This is a genomic window from Pseudomonas sp. N40(2020), assembly GCF_014472415.1.
Lineage (GTDB): Bacteria > Pseudomonadota > Gammaproteobacteria > Pseudomonadales > Pseudomonadaceae > Aquipseudomonas.
The window spans coordinates 296,065-313,368 of record NZ_JACSZV010000001.1 but is presented as its reverse complement, the minus strand read 5'-3'; the positions used below and the strand labels follow the sequence as shown (position 1 = coordinate 313,368).

At 58.7% G+C, this 17,304-nt stretch carries 14 protein-coding genes; 8 read left to right on the top strand and 6 right to left on the bottom strand.

Annotated elements, in window-relative coordinates:
• Positions 1-226: 226 nt before the first annotated feature.
• The 6 genes from IAI51_RS01540 to IAI51_RS01515 form a co-directional block, all read right to left on the bottom strand.
• Positions 227-1,003, bottom strand: coding sequence for an ABC transporter substrate-binding protein (locus IAI51_RS01540; RefSeq protein ID WP_187676874.1), 777 nt, complete (start codon positions 1,001-1,003; stop codon positions 227-229).
• 216 nt (positions 1,004-1,219) lie between these two features.
• Positions 1,220-1,672: a molybdopterin synthase catalytic subunit MoaE gene (moaE, locus tag IAI51_RS01535; RefSeq protein ID WP_187676873.1), complete on the bottom strand. Its 453-nt coding sequence runs from the start codon at positions 1,670-1,672 to the stop codon at positions 1,220-1,222.
• A gap of 3 nt (positions 1,673-1,675) precedes the next feature.
• Positions 1,676-1,918: a molybdopterin converting factor subunit 1 gene (gene moaD / locus IAI51_RS01530; protein ID WP_187676872.1), complete on the bottom strand. Its 243-nt coding sequence runs from the start codon at positions 1,916-1,918 to the stop codon at positions 1,676-1,678.
• Entirely contained in the window at positions 1,915-2,388 is a 474-nt protein-coding gene (gene moaC / locus IAI51_RS01525) for a cyclic pyranopterin monophosphate synthase MoaC (RefSeq protein WP_187676871.1), read from the bottom strand. Before moaC ends, moaD begins: the two co-directional genes overlap by 4 nt.
• Positions 2,389-2,519: 131 nt before the next feature.
• On the bottom strand, positions 2,520-3,914 hold the full coding sequence (locus tag IAI51_RS01520; protein WP_187676870.1) for a PhoH family protein: 1,395 nt from the start codon (positions 3,912-3,914) through the stop codon (positions 2,520-2,522).
• Between the two features lie 337 nt (positions 3,915-4,251).
• On the bottom strand, positions 4,252-5,376 hold the full coding sequence (locus IAI51_RS01515) for a polysaccharide deacetylase family protein (RefSeq protein ID WP_187676869.1): 1,125 nt from the start codon (positions 5,374-5,376) through the stop codon (positions 4,252-4,254).
• 265 nt (positions 5,377-5,641) lie between these two features.
• Here IAI51_RS01515 and yaaA point away from each other — a divergent pair, with 265 nt between their 5' ends.
• The 8 genes from yaaA to IAI51_RS01475 all read left to right on the top strand — a co-directional run bounded on the left by yaaA (position 5,642) and on the right by IAI51_RS01475 (position 17,303).
• Complete coding sequence (gene yaaA, locus IAI51_RS01510; protein WP_187676868.1) at positions 5,642-6,421, top strand: peroxide stress protein YaaA; 780 nt, start codon at positions 5,642-5,644, stop codon at positions 6,419-6,421.
• An 811-nt stretch (positions 6,422-7,232) separates the two neighbouring features.
• A complete protein-coding gene (locus IAI51_RS01505; RefSeq protein WP_187676867.1) occupies positions 7,233-8,549 on the top strand; it encodes a nucleotide sugar dehydrogenase in 1,317 nt (438 codons plus the stop codon).
• A 98-nt stretch (positions 8,550-8,647) separates the two neighbouring features.
• Complete coding sequence (alg8, locus tag IAI51_RS01500) at positions 8,648-10,129, top strand: mannuronan synthase (RefSeq protein ID WP_187676866.1); 1,482 nt, start codon at positions 8,648-8,650, stop codon at positions 10,127-10,129.
• A 35-nt stretch (positions 10,130-10,164) separates the two neighbouring features.
• On the top strand, positions 10,165-11,334 hold the full coding sequence (locus IAI51_RS01495; RefSeq protein ID WP_187676865.1) for an alginate biosynthesis protein Alg44: 1,170 nt from the start codon (positions 10,165-10,167) through the stop codon (positions 11,332-11,334).
• A 9-nt stretch (positions 11,335-11,343) separates the two neighbouring features.
• Positions 11,344-12,750 (top strand): alginate biosynthesis TPR repeat lipoprotein AlgK, encoded by a 1,407-nt coding sequence (gene algK / locus IAI51_RS01490; protein WP_187676864.1) that lies wholly within the window; start codon positions 11,344-11,346, stop codon positions 12,748-12,750.
• A complete protein-coding gene (locus IAI51_RS01485; protein ID WP_187676863.1) occupies positions 12,747-14,234 on the top strand; it encodes an alginate export family protein in 1,488 nt (495 codons plus the stop codon). The genes algK and IAI51_RS01485 overlap by 4 nt, the downstream gene beginning before the upstream one ends.
• Positions 14,235-14,260: 26 nt before the next feature.
• On the top strand, positions 14,261-15,832 hold the full coding sequence (gene algG / locus IAI51_RS01480) for a mannuronan 5-epimerase AlgG (protein WP_187676862.1): 1,572 nt from the start codon (positions 14,261-14,263) through the stop codon (positions 15,830-15,832).
• A gap of 10 nt (positions 15,833-15,842) precedes the next feature.
• The gene (locus tag IAI51_RS01475; protein ID WP_187676861.1) at positions 15,843-17,303 is read left to right on the top strand and encodes an alginate O-acetyltransferase; all 1,461 of its coding nucleotides are present in this window, start codon (positions 15,843-15,845) and stop codon (positions 17,301-17,303) included.
• Position 17,304: the final 1 nt, after the last annotated feature.

Here is a 17,304-nt window from a genome sequence, read left to right as displayed (position 1 = left end):
TGTACATGCTTTTGGCGATGTGCGAGACGCTGGAGCAATACACGCCACAGGAGCTGGCGGGTTTCGCTAAAGAAGCCATCGGCTGGGTGGCCAGCCGAAGACTTTAGAGATGTGTAGATACCAATGCCCATCGCTGGCAAGCCAGCTCCCACAGGTTCTGCGGTGATCACATATTTGTGCTCGACGCAGACAATATGGGAGCTGGCTTGCCAGCGATGGCGGACTATCAGTCGCCGTAGATATCGGACTTGAAGTACTTCTCGGAAATCTTCTGGTATTCGCCACTGGCGCGAATGCCATCAATCGCGCCATTCAACTGGCTGACCAACTCGGAATTGCCCTTGCGCACCGCAATCCCCGCCCCTTCGCCGACGTATTTCGGATCCTTCAACTCCGGCCCGACAAACGCATAGCCCTTGCCACGCGGCATCGTGAGGAAATCATTCAGGGGAATGGTGTCGGCGAAAATCGCATCAAGTCGCCCGGCCGCCAAGTCCATGTAGATTTCTTCGTTGTTGCTGTAGCGCTTGACGTTGACGCCCTTGGGTTCGAACACCTCGGTGGCATAACGGTCGGTGGTGGTCGCACGCTGTACGCCGACGTTCTTGCCCTTGAGGCTGGCGTACTGGTCATCGACCGTGGCGCCGTCCTTCATCACCAGTCGCGACGAAGTGAAGTAGTACTTGTGGGTGAAATCCACTGACTTCTTGCGGTCTTCGTTGATCGTCATGGACGACAGCGCCATGTCGATTTTCTTCACTTTCAGGGAAGGAATCAGACCGTCGAATTCACCCTCGACCCACACGCATTTGACCTTCATCTGCGCGCACAGGGCATTGCCGATGTCGTAGTCGAAACCGACGATTTCACCTTTGTCGGTTTTCGAGGCGAAGGGTGGGTAAGCGGCTTCGATGCCGATGCGCAGGGTTTTCTCGGCGGCAAACGAGCTGGTGCACGCCAGCAGGCTAAGGGCCAGACCGGTGATGAGGGGGAGTTTCTTCATGTTCGTTCTCTCGCGGGTTGTTGTTGGTTTGGCAAGACAGAAGAAAGAGCTGAACGGTGATTTTGTACTTGTAAATCCATACTGGACTTTAATGTATGGATCGTCAATCAGCGGAAAAAGCAAAAGATCGCAGCCTTCGGCAGCTCCTACATTGGGATGTCGTACACCCTGTAGGAGCTGCCGAAGGCTGCGATCTTTTTGGTGAAACAACAGGACTTACTTGTTCCAGCGATCGGCGGCGGCGTGATCACTGTCGCGCCCTTCCACCCAGCGCGGGCCGTCGCTGGTGTTTTCTTTCTTCCAGAACGGCGCACGGGTTTTCAGGTAGTCCATGACGAAAGCGCAGGCATCGAATGCTGCCTGGCGATGGGCACTGGCGGCGCCGACAAAGACAATCGGCTCACCCGGTTCCAGCGCGCCGATGCGATGCAGCACTTCCAGCTTCAACAATGGCCAGCGCTGCTCGGCTTCGACGGCAATTTTGCCCAGGGCCTTTTCGGTCATGCCCGGATAGTGTTCGAGGAACATGCCGGCCACATCGAGGCCATCGTTGAAGTCGCGCACGTAGCCGACAAAACTCACCACCGCGCCGACGCCGACATTGGCCGCATGCATCGCGTTGACTTCAGCACCCGGGTCGAACGGCTTGGCCTGCACGCGAATTGCCATGGCTCAGCCTCCGGTCACGGTCGGGAAGAACGCCACTTCGTCGCCATCGGTAACAGGCTCATCGAGTTGGCAGAGGTCTTCGTTGCGCGCGCACATCAGGTTCTGTTCACTCAACACCTCGGCGCCATCACGCTTGGCCAACAAAGCGCGCACGTCATCAACAGTGGCGAAATCGCCTTCGACCTTTACCGAATCAACACCCAGTGCTTCACGGTAACGGGCAAAAAACCTCACGATCACGTTCATGGTTGCTCCGCCTGGAAGTGACCGCTCTTGCCACCGACCTTCTCCAGCAGCTTCACGCTTTCGATGGTCATGCCGCGATCCACGGCTTTGCACATGTCATAGATAGTCAGCGCAGCGACGCTGGCAGCGGTCAGCGCTTCCATCTCGACGCCGGTCTGCCCGGACAGTTTGCAACGGGCGACGATGCGCACGGCGTCTTCGCCTTCAGCGCTGAGTTCGACTTTGACGCCGGTGAGCATCAGCGGATGGCACAGGGGAATCAGATCGCTGGTTTTCTTCGCTGCCTGAATGCCGGCAATGCGCGCTACGGCAAACACGTCTCCTTTGGGATGGCCGCCACTGACGATCATCTGCAGAGTTTCGGGGAGCATGCGCACCAGCGCTTGGGCCGTCGCTTCACGGAACGTCACGGCTTTTTCGGTGACGTCGACCATGTTGGCGCGACCTTGGGAATCGAGATGAGTCAGCACGGGATTACTCCTGATCAGGAGCGGGGATTGTAAACCTGCGGGTCAAATTTCCGCACGCTTGAATATGGCGTTCTTCGTATAGGGCATAAAAAACCGGGCGGATGTTGGGCCGCCCGGTTCTGTTGGAAGGATTACAGATGCGATTCGGCGTATTCGGCCAGGATTGAGCGAGGCACCCCTTGCAGGGTGATGTGCACACCGTTGGGGAAATCCTTGAAGCGTTCGGTCAGGTAGGTCAGCCCGGAGCTGGTCGCGGACAGGTAAGGGGTGTCGATCTGCGCCAGGTTGCCCAGGCACACCACTTTGGAACCGGCACCGGCACGGGTGATGATGGTTTTCATCTGGTGCGGGGTGAGGTTCTGGCATTCGTCGATCAGGATCAGGCTCTGCTGGAAGCTGCGACCGCGAATGTAGTTGAGCGATTTGAACTGCAACGGCACTTTGCTGAGGATGTAGTCGACGCTGCCATGGGTGTTTTCGTCATCCATGTGCAAGGCTTCGAGGTTGTCGGTGATGGCGCCGAGCCAAGGCTCCATTTTTTCCGCTTCGGTGCCAGGCAGGAAGCCGATCTCCTGATCCAGACCCTGCACACTGCGGGTGGCGATGATGCGGCGATAACGCTTGCTGACCATGGTCTGCTCGATCGCAGCGGCCAGCGCCAGAATGGTTTTACCGGAACCGGCAGCGCCGGACAGGTTGACCAGATGGATGTCCGGATCAAGCAGTGCGTACAGCGCCAGGCTCTGATAGATGTCGCGCGGCTTGAGGCCCCAGGCTTCCTGGTGCAGCAGCGGTTCCTGATGCAGGTCGAGGATCAGCAGTTTGTCTTCCTGGATTTCCTTGATCCAGCCGACAAAGCCCTGTTCGTCAATGATGAACTCGTTGATGTGTACCGCCGGCAGGTTGTCGATCAGTTGCACCTGATGCCAGGTGCGGCCGTGGTCCTGACGGGTTTCGACCTTGCTCACGCGGTCCCAGAAAGAACCGGTCATGTTGTGGTAGCCGTTGGGTAGCAGGGACACGTCATCGACCAGTTGGTCGGTGCTGTAGTCCTCGGCCGCGATCCCGCAGGCGCGCGCCTTGAGGCGCATGTTGATGTCTTTGGTGACCAGCACCACAGCTTTCTGCGGATCACGGGTGTGCAGATCAATCAACTGGTTGATGATTTTGTTGTCGTTCAGGTGCTCGGGCAGAATCAGGTTCGACTCGGCCTTTTTGCTCATCAGAATTGACAGCAAGCCCTTCGGCCCGCTCTTGCCGCGCTGGATCGGCACACCCAGTTCGACGTCCTCGGGGGAGGCGTCACCCAGGGTCTTGTCGATAAGCCGGATCGCCTGGCGGCATTCGGCGGCAACGCTATGATGCCCGCTCTTGAGCTTGTCCAACTCCTCAAGCACGGTCATCGGGATCGCGACGTGGTGTTCTTCGAAATTAAGCAGGGCGTTTGGATCGTGAATCAATACGTTGGTATCGAGTACATAAAGGATTGGCTGGTTGGAGGAAGGGCTACGTCCGTGATCATCCATACTCGGTCACCTATGTCAGAGCCAGTAGACGCAATACCTTGGCGGTGCTGCGCCTCGAAGTGACTGCCGAAATCTCACCTGCGGAGATTCAAGTGACTGCAAACAAACGGGTCTTGGAAGACGCCACCTGTGTTGCAGGTTTCGGCGGTCTGTCTTCGTAATACTCCAAAACCCATGACATAAAAAAGCACTTTGACGGTTTTTTTAAGTTTATTTTGCAAAGTGACGAAAAGCCCTTGGCGGACCGCCCTGCCCCCGTTAGAGTCGGAAGTCGACCTGCACCGAAACCTCCGAAAAAATCACCCCAAGCCCAATGTTTCCGGGCTTTTGCCGTTTCTCAGCGAAACGCGTCCTGACAATCCTCCCAGCCGATGCCACTTTGCGCAGTTTGTGTGATCAGCCACGGCATCGCGGTCTTCACCGCATCCTGCTTCATGTTGAAATTGATCACTCCATGGCGCCACAACAGCATCAGGGTCAGCACCCGCTGCGCACTCTGGGGGCCCTTGAGCTTGCCCGCGCCATCCTGGGCGTCGATGTCCCACAACGCCACTTGCAGGCCCTGGCTATTGAAGAAACCTTGTGCGTCACTGCGGCGCTGGCCATCCGGCGGGCGGAACAGCGGCACGTAGTTTTCCGGCAATTTGTTCCTGACCAGATCAGCGCTGCGCCGCACCGAGTCCTGCCAGTCCTGCCAATGGCTGTGGGAACGGAACTCCCAACCCTGCACGCCGACGCATTGTTGCGAAAACGCCGCTTGCAGGTTGCTTACCGAACGATCACCCAGCCGCGCCTGAATATCCTTGCCAAGCATGAAGAACGTGCCGCTCATGTTCGCCTTGCGCAGGTACTCGGTGAGCCAGTCGGTGTTGTCCGGTTGCACGTTGGCGGCGCTGTCGAAGGTCAGCAGAAACAGCCGGTCATGCATTTCCTCGCCGTTGCGCTCGTAGTCGCCAAAACGATCGAATTCGTTGCTGTTCTGAGGCGAAAGCGCAGCCTTGCGCATCAACTCGTCCAGATAGAGCAAATGGAAGATCCGGCTTGGCTCGGCCCACTTGGTGTAATAGCTGTCATCGCTGACCACGAACTTGGCGGCTTGCTCGCGCAGAGTCGGCAAGTCTTCGACGAGGAAGCAGAACGAGGCGTCCTGATCGCAGCTCTGCTGAGCGAAGTTGTAGTTGGCCAACAGACGCTGCCACAGCCGTTGGCGCAGGCTATTAACCGCGTCGATATTGACCGTGCGCAGCCCCAGACGCTGGGCCAGGGCGGCTTCGTCCATCGACTCGGTGCCCAGCAGACCGCGGGCGAACATGAGGATTTCCGCCCGCGATGCCACGTCGAACAGCGTAGGGCTGCTCAGTTGCTCCGGCCAGGTACTGCGATCCAGCGTCGCCACATCGCCCGGCGCCGCAACGGCACCGAAGCTCAATAGCCACGCGGTGAATAAAAGAACAATGCGCAATGGGATGTCTCCGTAACAAAACCCGGGCGGCACTATAGCTGATCCCACACAGTTCCCTCAGCAACACAGATTCCCATGTGGGAGCGAGCCTGCTCCCGAATACGGATTCAGATCCGCCATAGAAGTCGACTGATACACTGCTTTCGCGAGCAGGCTCGCTCCCACGGGGGATTGGGGCCAGCCGTCGATCACCTATGGGCTTGATAGCTGGAGTCAACACCGACAACCCCCTAGAATCGCCCCCACGATTAAAGGAGACGACTTCATGCTGATGGTGATTTCCCCCGCCAAGACCCTCGATTACGAAACACCGCCGGCGACCCAGCGCTTCACCCAGCCGCAATACCTCGACCACTCTCAGGAGCTGATTCAGCAATTGCGTGAGCTGTCGCCGGCGCAGATCAGCGAATTGATGCACGTCTCAGACAAGATCGGCGGGCTCAACGCCGCACGTTTCGGCAGCTGGACGCCAGCCTTCACCCCGGAAAACGCCAAGCAGGCCCTGCTCGCGTTCAAGGGTGACGTCTACACCGGTCTCGACGCCCAGTCCTTCAGTGAAGCGAATTTCGATTACGCGCAAAAACACCTGCGCATGCTCTCCGGCCTTTATGGCCTGCTGCGCCCGCTGGATCTGATGCAACCCTATCGCCTGGAAATGGGCACCAAACTGGCCAACGCGCGCGGCAAGGATTTGTACGCGTTCTGGGGCACGCGCATCAGTGAATGGCTGAATGAAGCATTGGCCGAGCAAGGCGATGATTTGCTGCTCAACCTGGCATCCAACGAGTACTTCTCTGCGGTCAAACGCACTGCCCTGAACGCACGGATCATCAACACCGAGTTCAAGGACCAGAAGAACGGCCAGTACAAGATCATCAGTTTCTACGCGAAAAAGGCCCGTGGTTTGATGAGCCGTTTCGTGATCCAGGAAGGCATCAACGATCCAGCCCAGCTCAAGCAGTTCGATGTTCAGGGTTATCGCTACAGTGCTGAACAGTCGAAACCGGACAATCTGGTGTTTTTGCGCGATCACGCCCCCGAATAAAGCATGCCCGTTGCACGACTCTTTCTATATAGAGTCGTGCAGGTCGCACGATGTCAAAAATCCCCCGCCTGTTTTTGCCATTTTTATGGCGCCAAAAAAATATCCCCATCTTTTCTAATATTAGTTTCACTCGACACTGATCTTTTTTTTCAGTAGTGGCACCTAATTTTTTTCACCGTAGTGGCACAAAACTATCTAATGTGATTATTCGCCTGTTAATAAAGGTCGAAAACGAAAGTGCTATCAATTTGAGACTAGTGCCATCTAGGACAATATTTCAAGAAATTTCAGATTTCGCGATGAGCGGGCAGGAACTTCGTCCAAATGCATAGCTCATACCACCGGTAACGATTCTCGCCGAGTTTGTACGAGATAACTTACGCAGGGTCGATAGTCATGTAACCAAGTTGTCACAGCAACTTGCCTAGATGACTAACCAGTCTGAAAACAACTTGATGGACAGGAGATACGCACCATTAATATCCCCTGCAAGGCCATGACCGCGCCCCTATAAACGTGCTCGCCTGAGCACCCAACCGCTTGATTTTAAAGGCTTCTACCTGAAATCAAGCGCGTAAAAACGACTGCACCAAGATCTTCAAACATGAAGATTGGCTGCAAAACAGGGCAAGTCATAACAACAAAGCCTGGTTGCGCACATCTTGAGTGCACTTATTTAGACACTCGAAACTTAGTATGCCTGCACACGGCATTGTGGCGCCTGTATGCCGCACTTTCGAGTGCACTAATGAACGCTGAACACCATTAACTCCGGCCCTCTAACGGCCTGATATATACAGAGGTAATTGCGATGCGCATCAGCATATTTGGTTTGGGTTACGTTGGCGCAGTGTGTGCCGGTTGCCTGTCTGCACGGGGCCATGACGTGATTGGCGTCGACGTTGCCAAAGACAAGATCGACATGATCAACGCCGGTAAATCGCCGATTGTTGAACCGGGCCTGGGCGAACTTCTGCAACAGGGTATTCAGACCGGTCGCCTGCGTGGCACGACCAACTTCGCCGAGGCGATTCGTGACACCGATCTGTCGATGATCTGCGTCGGTACGCCGAGCAAGAAGAACGGCGACCTGGAACTGAACTACATCGAAGCGGTATGCCGCGAGATCGGTTTTGTCCTGCGTGAAAAATCCACCCGCCACACCATCGTCGTGCGCAGCACCGTACTGCCGGGCACTGTCGCAAACGTTGTCATCCCGATCCTCGAAGATTGCTCCGGCAAGAAGGCTGGCGTTGATTTCGGCGTTGCGGTCAACCCTGAGTTCCTGCGTGAATCCACCGCCATCGCCGACTACGACCTGCCACCGATGACCGTCATCGGCGAGTTCGACAAGGCTTCGGGCGACGTTCTGCAATCGCTGTACGAAGAACTCGACGCGCCGATCATCCGCAAGGACATCGCTGTCGCCGAGATGATCAAGTACACCTGCAATGTCTGGCACGCGACCAAAGTGACCTTCGCCAACGAGATCGGCAACATCGCCAAAGCGGTCGGCGTCGATGGCCGTGAAGTGATGGAAGTGGTCTGCCAGGACAAGACCCTCAACCTGTCCCAGTACTACATGCGCCCGGGTTTCGCTTTCGGCGGCTCGTGCCTGCCAAAAGACGTGCGTGCCCTGACCTACCGCGCCGGTTCCCTGGACGTCGAGGCACCGCTGCTCAACTCGCTGATGCGCAGCAACGAATCGCAAGTGCAGAACGCCTTCGACATCGTTGAAAGCCACGACAAACGCAAAGTCGCCCTGCTAGGTCTGAGCTTCAAGGCCGGCACCGACGACCTGCGCGAAAGCCCGCTGGTCGAGCTGGCAGAAATGCTGATCGGCAAGGGTTACGACCTGAGCATCTACGACAGCAACGTCGAGTACGCCCGTGTTCACGGCGCGAACAAGGACTACATCGAGTCGAAAATCCCGCACGTGTCGTCCCTGCTCAACGCGGACTTCGATTCGGTGATCAACAACTCCGACGTGATCATCCTCGGCAACCGCGACGAGAAATTCCGCGCGCTGGCTCAGCAAGCACCGCACGGCAAACAGGTCATCGACCTGGTCGGTTTCATGGCCAAAGCCACCGACGCCGGTACGCGCACCGAAGGCATTTGCTGGTAACGCAGCCCTAAGCGACAAGCCTCGAGCTGCCAGCCAAAGCGTTTCGCTTGCAGCTCGAAGCTTGCGGCTTGAAGCCTTCTCACCTTCGGATGACGTTGATGACCAAGCTCAAACATTTTTTTCTGCAATCCGCCGGCTGGCTTTTTTATCTCAGTCTGCTGATGGGCCTGGCCTTGATGCTGCCCACGTCCACATTCGACTCCGAGTCGAAGGACTTCATTTTCCTGATTGGCGCCGTGGGTATCTGGCGCTACTCGATGGGTGCAACGCACTTTGTGCGCGGCATGATTTTCCTCTACATCGTTTACCCGCACCTGCGCCGTAAAGTGCGCAAGCTGGGTAAAGCGGCGGACCCCTCGCATGTGTTTCTGATGGTCACCAGTTTCCGTATCGACGCGCTGACCACTGCGCAGGTCTACAGCTCGGTGATCCGCGAAGCCATCGACTGCGAACTGCCGACCACAGTGGTCTGCTCGATCGTCGAAATGTCCGATGAGCTGCTGGTCAAGGCGCTGTGGGCGCGGATGAATCCGCCTGAGCGAGTCAAACTCGACTTCGTGCGCATTCCCGGCACCGGCAAGCGTGATGGCCTGGCCTACGGTTTCCGCGCGATCTCCCGTCACCTGCCAGACGACCGCGCCGTAGTGGCCGTGATCGATGGCGATACCGTGCTCGGCGAAGGCACTGTGCGCAAGACCGTGCCGTGGTTCCAGTTGTTCGGCAATGTCGGCGGCCTGACCACCAACGAGTTCTGCGAAGTACGCGGCGGCTACATAATGAGCGAATGGCACAAGCTGCGTTTCGCCCAGCGTCACATCAACATGTGCTCGATGGCCCTGTCCAAGCGCGTGCTGACCATGACCGGGCGCATGTCGGTGTTCCGTGCCACCGTGGTGACCGACCCGGAATTCATCGCCGATGTGGAGAGCGACTCGCTGCAACACTGGCGTCTGGGCCGTTTCAAGTTTTTGACCGGCGACGACAAGTCGAGCTGGTTCAGCCTGATGCGTCTCGGTTACGACACCTTTTACGTGCCTGACGCGGCGATCAACACCGTTGAACACCCGCCGGAAAAGAGCTTCATCAAGGCCAGTCGCAAACTGATGTTCCGCTGGTACGGCAACAACCTGCGGCAGAACTCCCGCGCCTTGGGCCTGGGTGTGAAACGCCTCGGCGCCTTCACCTCGGTGGTGCTTTTCGATCAGCGCGTGTCGATGTGGACGTCGCTGCTCGGTCTGACCGTGGCGATCATCGCCAGCTTCAAGTACGGCACCGCGTTCATCCTGGTTTACCTGCTGTGGATCGGCATCACCCGCCTGATTCTGACCTTGCTGTTGTCCTGCTCCGGTCACCGGATCGGCCCGGCCTACCCGGCGATTCTTTATTACAACCAGATCGTCGGTGCGCTGGTGAAGATCTACGTGTTCTTCCGCCTCGACCAACAATCCTGGACTCGCCAACCCACTTCCCTGACCCGTGATCTCGCCAGCTTTCAACGTTGGTTCAACACCTGGTCGTCTCGGACCATGACCTTCTCCGCCGGCAGCATTTTCGTCGCCGTGCTGCTGATGATGGTCTGACCCGCCCCTATTGAATTAACAAGGAAATCGCCCCTATGAATACCGCCGTCAACGCCAACGTAGTGCATGAATCCGAAGCCCAGCGCCAACACGCCCGAGTGAAAATCCCGGCCAAGCTGCGTTTCTTCGGCCCCGACCGGACGCCAATGGAAGCACGGGTCCTCGACCTGTCCGCCGGTGGTCTGGCGTTCAACGCCGGGCAAATGCCGCTGACCATTGGCGAGGTGTACAAGGCCCGCCTGCAATTCGTCATCGACAACCTCGGCCTGGCCATGGACGTTGAACTGCAGGTGCGCTCCTTCGACCGCCAGACCGGCCGTGCCGGTTGCCAGTTCCAGAACCTTGAGCCGCAGGACATTTCCACCCTGCGCCACTTGATCACTTCGCACCTGGCCGGCGACATCGTCAGCATGGGTGAAGTACTGGCGACCCTGCAGCGCGACAACTTCACCAAGGCGCGCAAGGTCAAGGACGGCGGCAGCGGCATGACCCCGTTCGGGCGTCTGAAAGCAGTGACGTTCAGTGCCGGTATTTTTGCGGTCGGCCTGGTTGCGGCGGGTTTCATTTTCAAATCGGTGTACGGCATGTACTTCGTCAGCCATGCGCAGGCGGGCCTTGTCAGCGTACCGGGCATGAACATCACCATGCCGCGTGACGGCACCGTGCAGAGCCTGGTCAAGTCCGACGGCGTCGCCGCCAAAGGCGCACCGCTGGCGACATTCAGCACCAGCATGCTCGACGTGCTCAAAGGGCATCTGGAAGAAGACCAACTGTCCCCGGCCAAGGTTGAAGAACTGTTCGGCAAGCAAATGACCGGCACCCTGACCTCGCCGTGCGATTGCAGCGTGGCCCAGCAACTGGTGGCCGACGGTCAATACGCGAGCAAGGGCGATGTGATCTTCCAACTGGTACCGCGCAACACCGAGGCGAATGTGGAAGCACGCTTCTCCTATCGCCAGTTCGGCGACGTGCGTCCGGGCACCCCGGTGAGCTTCCAGATCGCCGGCGAAGACAAGATCCGCACCGGCAAGATCGTCAGCAGCACCAGCCTGAAAAGCGCCGACCTGTCCTCCGATATCCGCGTACAGATCAAGCCTGACGAGTCGCTCGACAGCAGCCTCGCCGGCCGTCCGGTGGAAGTGAACAGCGACCGTGGCCCGAACCTGAACTGGCTGATCGACAAAGCCATGGCTGCCGGTCTTTAAGTCGAGGACATGCCTGTGACTAGCCCAATCAGAATCCTGCCGGTTCCGCTGACCCTGGCCATGGCAATTGCCCTGGCCGGTTGCGCCGGCCTGCCCGATCAGCGTCTGGCCAACGAAGCGCTCAAGCGTGGCGACACCGCCACCGCCGCGCAGAACTACCAGCAACTGGCCGATCTGGGTTACAGCGAAGCGCAAGTGGGCCTCGCCGATATTCAGGTCGACAGCCGCGATCCTGCGCAAATGAAACAGGCCGAAGCGACGTATCGCGCAGCGGCCAGCGTTTCGCCTCGTGCTCAGGCTCGTCTCGGTCGCTTGCTGGTGGCCAAACCCGGTTCCACCGAAGCCGAGCACCACGAAGCCGAGACCCTGCTGAAAAAAGCCGCCGCCAATGGCGAAGGCAATACGTTGATCCCGCTGGCGATGCTGTACCTGCAATACCCGCACAGCTTCCCGAACATCAACGCCCAGCAGCAGATCGACCAGTGGCGCAAATCCGGCTACCCCGAAGCAGGTCTGGCGCAAGTGCTGCTGTATCGCACTCAAGGCACCTACGACCAGCATCTGGATGACGTGGAAAAGATCTGCAAAGCCGCGCTCAACACCACCGACATTTGCTATGTCGAACTGGCCACGGTCTATCAGAAACGTGCCCAGCCTGAGCAACAGGCTGAGCTGATCAAGCAGATGCAGGCCGGTTACAGCCGTGGCACCGTCACCGCTCAACGCGTCGATTCGGTTGCCCGCGTACTGGCCGATTCGACCCTGGGCAAGACCGACGAAAAAACCGCGCAGTCTTTGCTTGAGCCGATTGCTCCAGGCTACCCGGCGTCGTGGGTGACCCTCGCGCAACTGCTTTACGACTACCCGGCACTGGGCGACGTCGACCAGATGATGAAGTACCTGGACAACGGCCGCGCCGCCGACCAGCCGCGCGCCGAGCTGTTGCTGGGCAAGCTCTACTACGAAGGCAAAATGGTTCCGGCCGACGCCAAAGTCGCCGAAGAACATTTCCAGAAAGCCGTGGGCCGTGAAGTCGCTGCCGATTACTACCTCGGCCAGATCTACCGCCGTGGTTACCTGGGCAAGGTCTATCCGCAGAAGGCTCTCGACCATTTGCTGACCGCTGCGCGCAACGGCCAGAACAGCGCCGACTTCGCCATCGCCCAGCTGTTTTCCCAAGGCAAGGGCACCAAGCCCGACCCGCTCAACGCCTATGTATTCAGCCAGTTGGCCAAGGCGCAAAACACCCCGCAAGCCGATGAACTGGCGACGACTATCGCTGCCCAGTTGCCGCCCGAGCGTCTGGCCGAAGCCCAGCGCCTGCTGCGACAGGAACAGGCCAGCCGTGGCGCCCTGAATCAGAACACGCTGCAACTGCACGCCCTGCAAGAAGAAGACGGCGAGGAAAAACTATGAAGCTCAATCCATTCGTGAAGGCCGGCATTGGCCTCACTTTCGCGCTGATCTGGTCTTGCCCGACACTGGCTGCGATGACTGAAAGCAAAAACTTCGGCCTCGAAGTGAAAATCACCGGCCAGTCCGAAGACGACCGCGACCTCGGCACCGCCAGTGGCGGCGACGTCAACGGTGTCGGCCTCGATCTGCGTCCGTGGGTCTACGGCGAAAGCGGCGCGTGGAGCGCCTACGCCATGGGCCAGGCCGTGACCTCGACCGACATCATCGAGACCGACACCCTGCAGCAGTCCGACAGCGACGGCACCCAGACCACCGACAACGGTGATCGCAAGACCAAGAAAAACTACCTGGCGATGCGTGAGTTCTGGGTCGGCTACAGCGGCCTCACCCCTTACCCGGGCGAGATGCTCAAGTTCGGTCGCCAACGCCTGCGCAATGACGACGGCCAATGGCGCGACACCAACATCGAAGCGCTGAACTGGACTTTCGACACCACCCTGTTGCGCGCCAACGTCGGTGTTGCCGAACGCTTCAGCGAATACCGCACCGACCTCAAAGAGCTGGCACCGAAAGACAAGGATCGCCTGCACGCCTACGCCGATGCCGCTTACCAGTGGACACCGGGTAACTGGGTCGGCATTCGCGGTCACCACACCCACGATGACGGCAAACTGGATTATCCGGAGCCGGGTGTTGCCGCTGATTCGCTGGACAAGAAAGAGAACGGCGACATCAGCTGGCTCGGTCTCACCGCCGACAGCGACGCCTACAACTGGCGCAACACCAACACCGTCAACTACTGGGGCAGCATCACCGGCATGAGCGGCGACCGCGACACGGTCAACGCGCTGAACGCCGATGGTTCGCGCCCGGCGCAAGCCAAGCGCAGCGATGACGTCGACGGTTGGGCCACCGACATCGGTGTGCGTCTGCGCCTCGACCCGCAATGGCAAGTCGGTGCCGCCTATGCCCGCGCCAGTGCCGATTACGAACAGACCGGTCTGGAAAGCAATCGCTCGAACTACACCGGTACCCGTTCGCGCGTACACCGTTTCGGCGAAGCCTTCCGTGGCGAAATGAACAACATGCAGACCGCCACCCTGTTCGGTTCGTGGATGCTCAACGACGAGTACGACGCCAGCCTGATCTACCACAAGTTCTGGCGCGTCGACGGCAGCAAACCGGTGGGCAGCAACGGCATCAACGCCGTGGAAAACAACACCGACGACGTGACCGGCGCCATCCTCTCCAGCACTTCGCTGCCACTTCAGGACGGCAACAAGGACCTGGGTCAGGAGATGGACCTGGTCGTCACCAAGTACTTCAAGCAAGGCCTGTTGCCGGCGGCATTGAGCCAGTCGATCGACGAGCCTTCGGCACTGGTGCGGTTCCGTGGCGGCGTGTTCAAGCCGGGCGACGCCTATGGCAGCCAGGTTGATTCGTACATGCACCGCGCGTTCATCGACGTGATCTGGCGCTTCTGATGCAAACCGCGAAGGGAGTGCCCGACATGAATCATGCAAGGAAAGGCTCGCTCAGTCTGTTGGCCGGCGCAATGCTGCTGGCCTCGGCTGGTGCCTTCGCCACGGTGGAACCGGCCAAGCCTGTGACCACCGCCAAAGAGTTGCAGCAAGCCAAGACCTACACCGTCAGCAGCGCACCCACCGAGGCGCTGAACCTGGCCGCGCCAAAACTGCCGGACATCTCCGGCTACACCGCCGAGGCTGCCGCCGCAAAAATTGTGCGCAGCAAAGCGGGCAAGGTCAGCGTGCGCCGGATGATGCAGGAAGACGCCCTGAAGGACTTCATCGGCGGCGACAACAAGATGGCCGAATGGGTGGTGCGTCAGCATGGCATCCCGCAGGCGATCTTCGTCGACGACGGTTACATCAACCTCAAGGAGCTGACGCAGAAACTGCCCAAGCAGTATTTCAGCGAGACCTCGCCGGGCGTGTACCTGTCGAAGTTGCCGATCGTGGTTGGCCGTAAAGGCATCCTCGAAATCGACGGCCAGACCCAGGAACTGCGTCTGTCCCAAGAGGCCGGTTCGTTCCTGGTCAACGACGGTCAGTTGTTTGTGCGTGACACCAAAGTCACTGGCTGGCGCGAGAAGGAAAACGGCCCGGCGACGTTCCGTTCGCCGAAAGAATTCCGTCCGTTCCTGCTCGCCTGGGGCGGCACCGAGACCTACATCGTCAACAGCAAGATGGCCAGTTTCGGTTACGCCAACAGTAAGTCGTACGGGGTGAGTATTTCCCAGTACACGCCGAACATGGCCAAGGTGCTCAAGCGTTCCGAGCCGACCGGCTGGATCGTCGGCTCCGAGTTCTCGGACATGTGGTACGGCTTCTACTGCTACGAGACCCGCGACTTTGTGGTCAAGGGCAACACCTACAAAGACAACATCGTCTACGGCATCGACCCGCACGACCGCTCCCACGGCCTGATCATTGCCGAGAACACTGTTTACGGCACGAAGAAGAAGCACGGGATCATCATTTCCCGTGAGGTCAACGACAGCTTCATCTTCAACAACAAAAGCTACGACAACAAACTCTCGGGCCTGGTGATCGACCGTAACAGCGTCAACAACATCATTGCTTACAACGAGATCTACAAGAACCACACCGACGGCATCACCCTCTACGAGTCCGCCGACAATCTGCTGTGGGGCAACAAGGTCATCAGCAACAAGCGCCACGGCATCCGCATTCGTAACAGCGTGAACATTCGCCTCTACGAAAACGTTGCCATGGCCAACGGCCTGACCGGCGTCTACGGCCACATCAAAGACCTGACCGACACCGACCGCGACATCAAGCTCGACCCGTTCGACGCGCAAGTGTCGCTGATCGTGGTCGGCGGTGAACTGGCGGCCAACGGCAGCGGCCCGCTGTCGATCGACTCGCCTTTGAGCGTCGAGCTGTACCGCGTATCGATGCTGGCGCCGACCAAATCCAGCGGCATCAGCTTCAACGGCATCCTCGGCGAGCGCCAGGATGAAATTCTCGACTTGCTGGTGCGCCAACAGAAAGCCGTGCTGATCGACCCTGTCGAACGCCAGACAGAAATGCAGGACTGAGGATAATTTTATGCACCCACACTTGATCAAATTACTCAGCCTGTCGGCCCTGACCGTGGGCATTCTGGCGGCCAGCAATGGCGCCCGTGCCGATGAGGCTGCCGGCGCTACCCCGCCGAAGTTCACCGCCGATCCGTGCTGCAACCTGTGCCCTGAAGCACACGACGCGAAGAATTACACCACGCGTTATCAGCAGAACTTCACCACGCTGGTGCAGGCCCAGGGCGACTGGCTGTTCCGTACCCAGGAAGACCTGCGCACCGAATTCAACACCACCCCGGCCGGCTACAAGCGCATGCAGCAACTGCACGATGCGTTCAAGAGCAAAGGCGTCGAGCTGGTGATCGTCTATCAGCCAACCCGTGGCCTGGTGAACCGCAACAAGCTCAACCCGCAGGAAAAAGCCGCATTCGATTACGAGAAGGCGTTGGGTAACTACAAGACCATGCTCGGCCGTTTCGCCAAGATGGGTTACGTGGTGCCGGACCTGTCGCCACTGACCAACGAATCGCTGCCGGACACCCTGCCCGCCCACGACTTCTACTTCCGCGGCGATCAACACTGGACGCCATACGGCGCCCAGCGCACAGCGAAAATCGTCGCCGAGAAGGTCAAGCAGATCCCGGCCTTCGCCGACATTCCCAAGCGTGAGTTCGAGACCAAGAAGTCCGGGCGCATGGGCAAGACCGGCACCCTGCACAACATGGCCGGGCAACTGTGCGGCACCAGTTATGCGATCCAGTACATGGACCAGTTCACCACCGAGCCTAAGGGCGAAGCCGGTGACGGCGATCTGTTCGGTGATTCCGGCAACCCGCAAATCACCCTCGTGGGTACATCGCACAGCGGCAAGAACTACAACTTCGCCGGCTTCCTCGAAGAGGCCATCGGCGCCGACATTCTCAACGTCGCCTTCCCCGGAGGTGGTCTGGAAGGTTCGATGTTGCAGTACCTGGGCAGCGACGAATTCCAGAAGACTCCACCGAAGATTCTCATCTGGGAGTTCTCGCCGCTGTATCGCCTTGATCAGGAAACCATCTATCGCCAGATGATGGCCCTGCTCGACAACGGCTGCGAAGGCAAAGATGCACAGATGACCGGCAGCGCCACGCTGAAGCCGGGCAGCAAACAAGAACTGATGGTCAACAGCAAGAACCTGAACCTGCAGAACAGCAGCCATCAGGTCGACATCCGCTTCGCCGACACCTCGGTGAAAACCCTGCAAGCCACCCTCTGGTACATGAACGGTCGCCACGAGGACATCAAGATCGAGAAACCGGAAACCTCCGACACCGACGGTCGTTTCGCCTTTGAGCTGCGCACGGACGAAGACTGGGCCTCGCAAAACCTGCTGGCGGTCGAAGTCCAAGGGCCAGAAGCCGGCGCCGCGCCACAGAAAGTCGAAGCGAAAATCTGCAAACGCAACGTATTCCCGGGCGCTGGGCAACAAACCGCTCAGGTCGGGCAATGAG

Coding starts and splice junctions, on each gene's coding strand:
- algK (WP_187676864.1), top strand. CDS start 11,344: ATGCCTGTGACTAGCCCAATCAGAATCCTGCCGGTTCCGCTGACCCTG.
- algG (WP_187676862.1), top strand. CDS start 14,261: ATGAATCATGCAAGGAAAGGCTCGCTCAGTCTGTTGGCCGGCGCAATG.
- IAI51_RS01540 (WP_187676874.1), bottom strand. CDS start 1,003: ATGAAGAAACTCCCCCTCATCACCGGTCTGGCCCTTAGCCTGCTGGCG.
- IAI51_RS01495 (WP_187676865.1), top strand. CDS start 10,165: ATGAATACCGCCGTCAACGCCAACGTAGTGCATGAATCCGAAGCCCAG.
- alg8 (WP_187676866.1), top strand. CDS start 8,648: ATGACCAAGCTCAAACATTTTTTTCTGCAATCCGCCGGCTGGCTTTTT.
- yaaA (WP_187676868.1), top strand. CDS start 5,642: ATGCTGATGGTGATTTCCCCCGCCAAGACCCTCGATTACGAAACACCG.
- IAI51_RS01520 (WP_187676870.1), bottom strand. CDS start 3,914: ATGGATGATCACGGACGTAGCCCTTCCTCCAACCAGCCAATCCTTTAT.
- moaD (WP_187676872.1), bottom strand. CDS start 1,918: ATGAACGTGATCGTGAGGTTTTTTGCCCGTTACCGTGAAGCACTGGGT.
- moaE (WP_187676873.1), bottom strand. CDS start 1,672: ATGGCAATTCGCGTGCAGGCCAAGCCGTTCGACCCGGGTGCTGAAGTC.
- IAI51_RS01475 (WP_187676861.1), top strand. CDS start 15,843: ATGCACCCACACTTGATCAAATTACTCAGCCTGTCGGCCCTGACCGTG.
- IAI51_RS01505 (WP_187676867.1), top strand. CDS start 7,233: ATGCGCATCAGCATATTTGGTTTGGGTTACGTTGGCGCAGTGTGTGCC.
- IAI51_RS01485 (WP_187676863.1), top strand. CDS start 12,747: ATGAAGCTCAATCCATTCGTGAAGGCCGGCATTGGCCTCACTTTCGCG.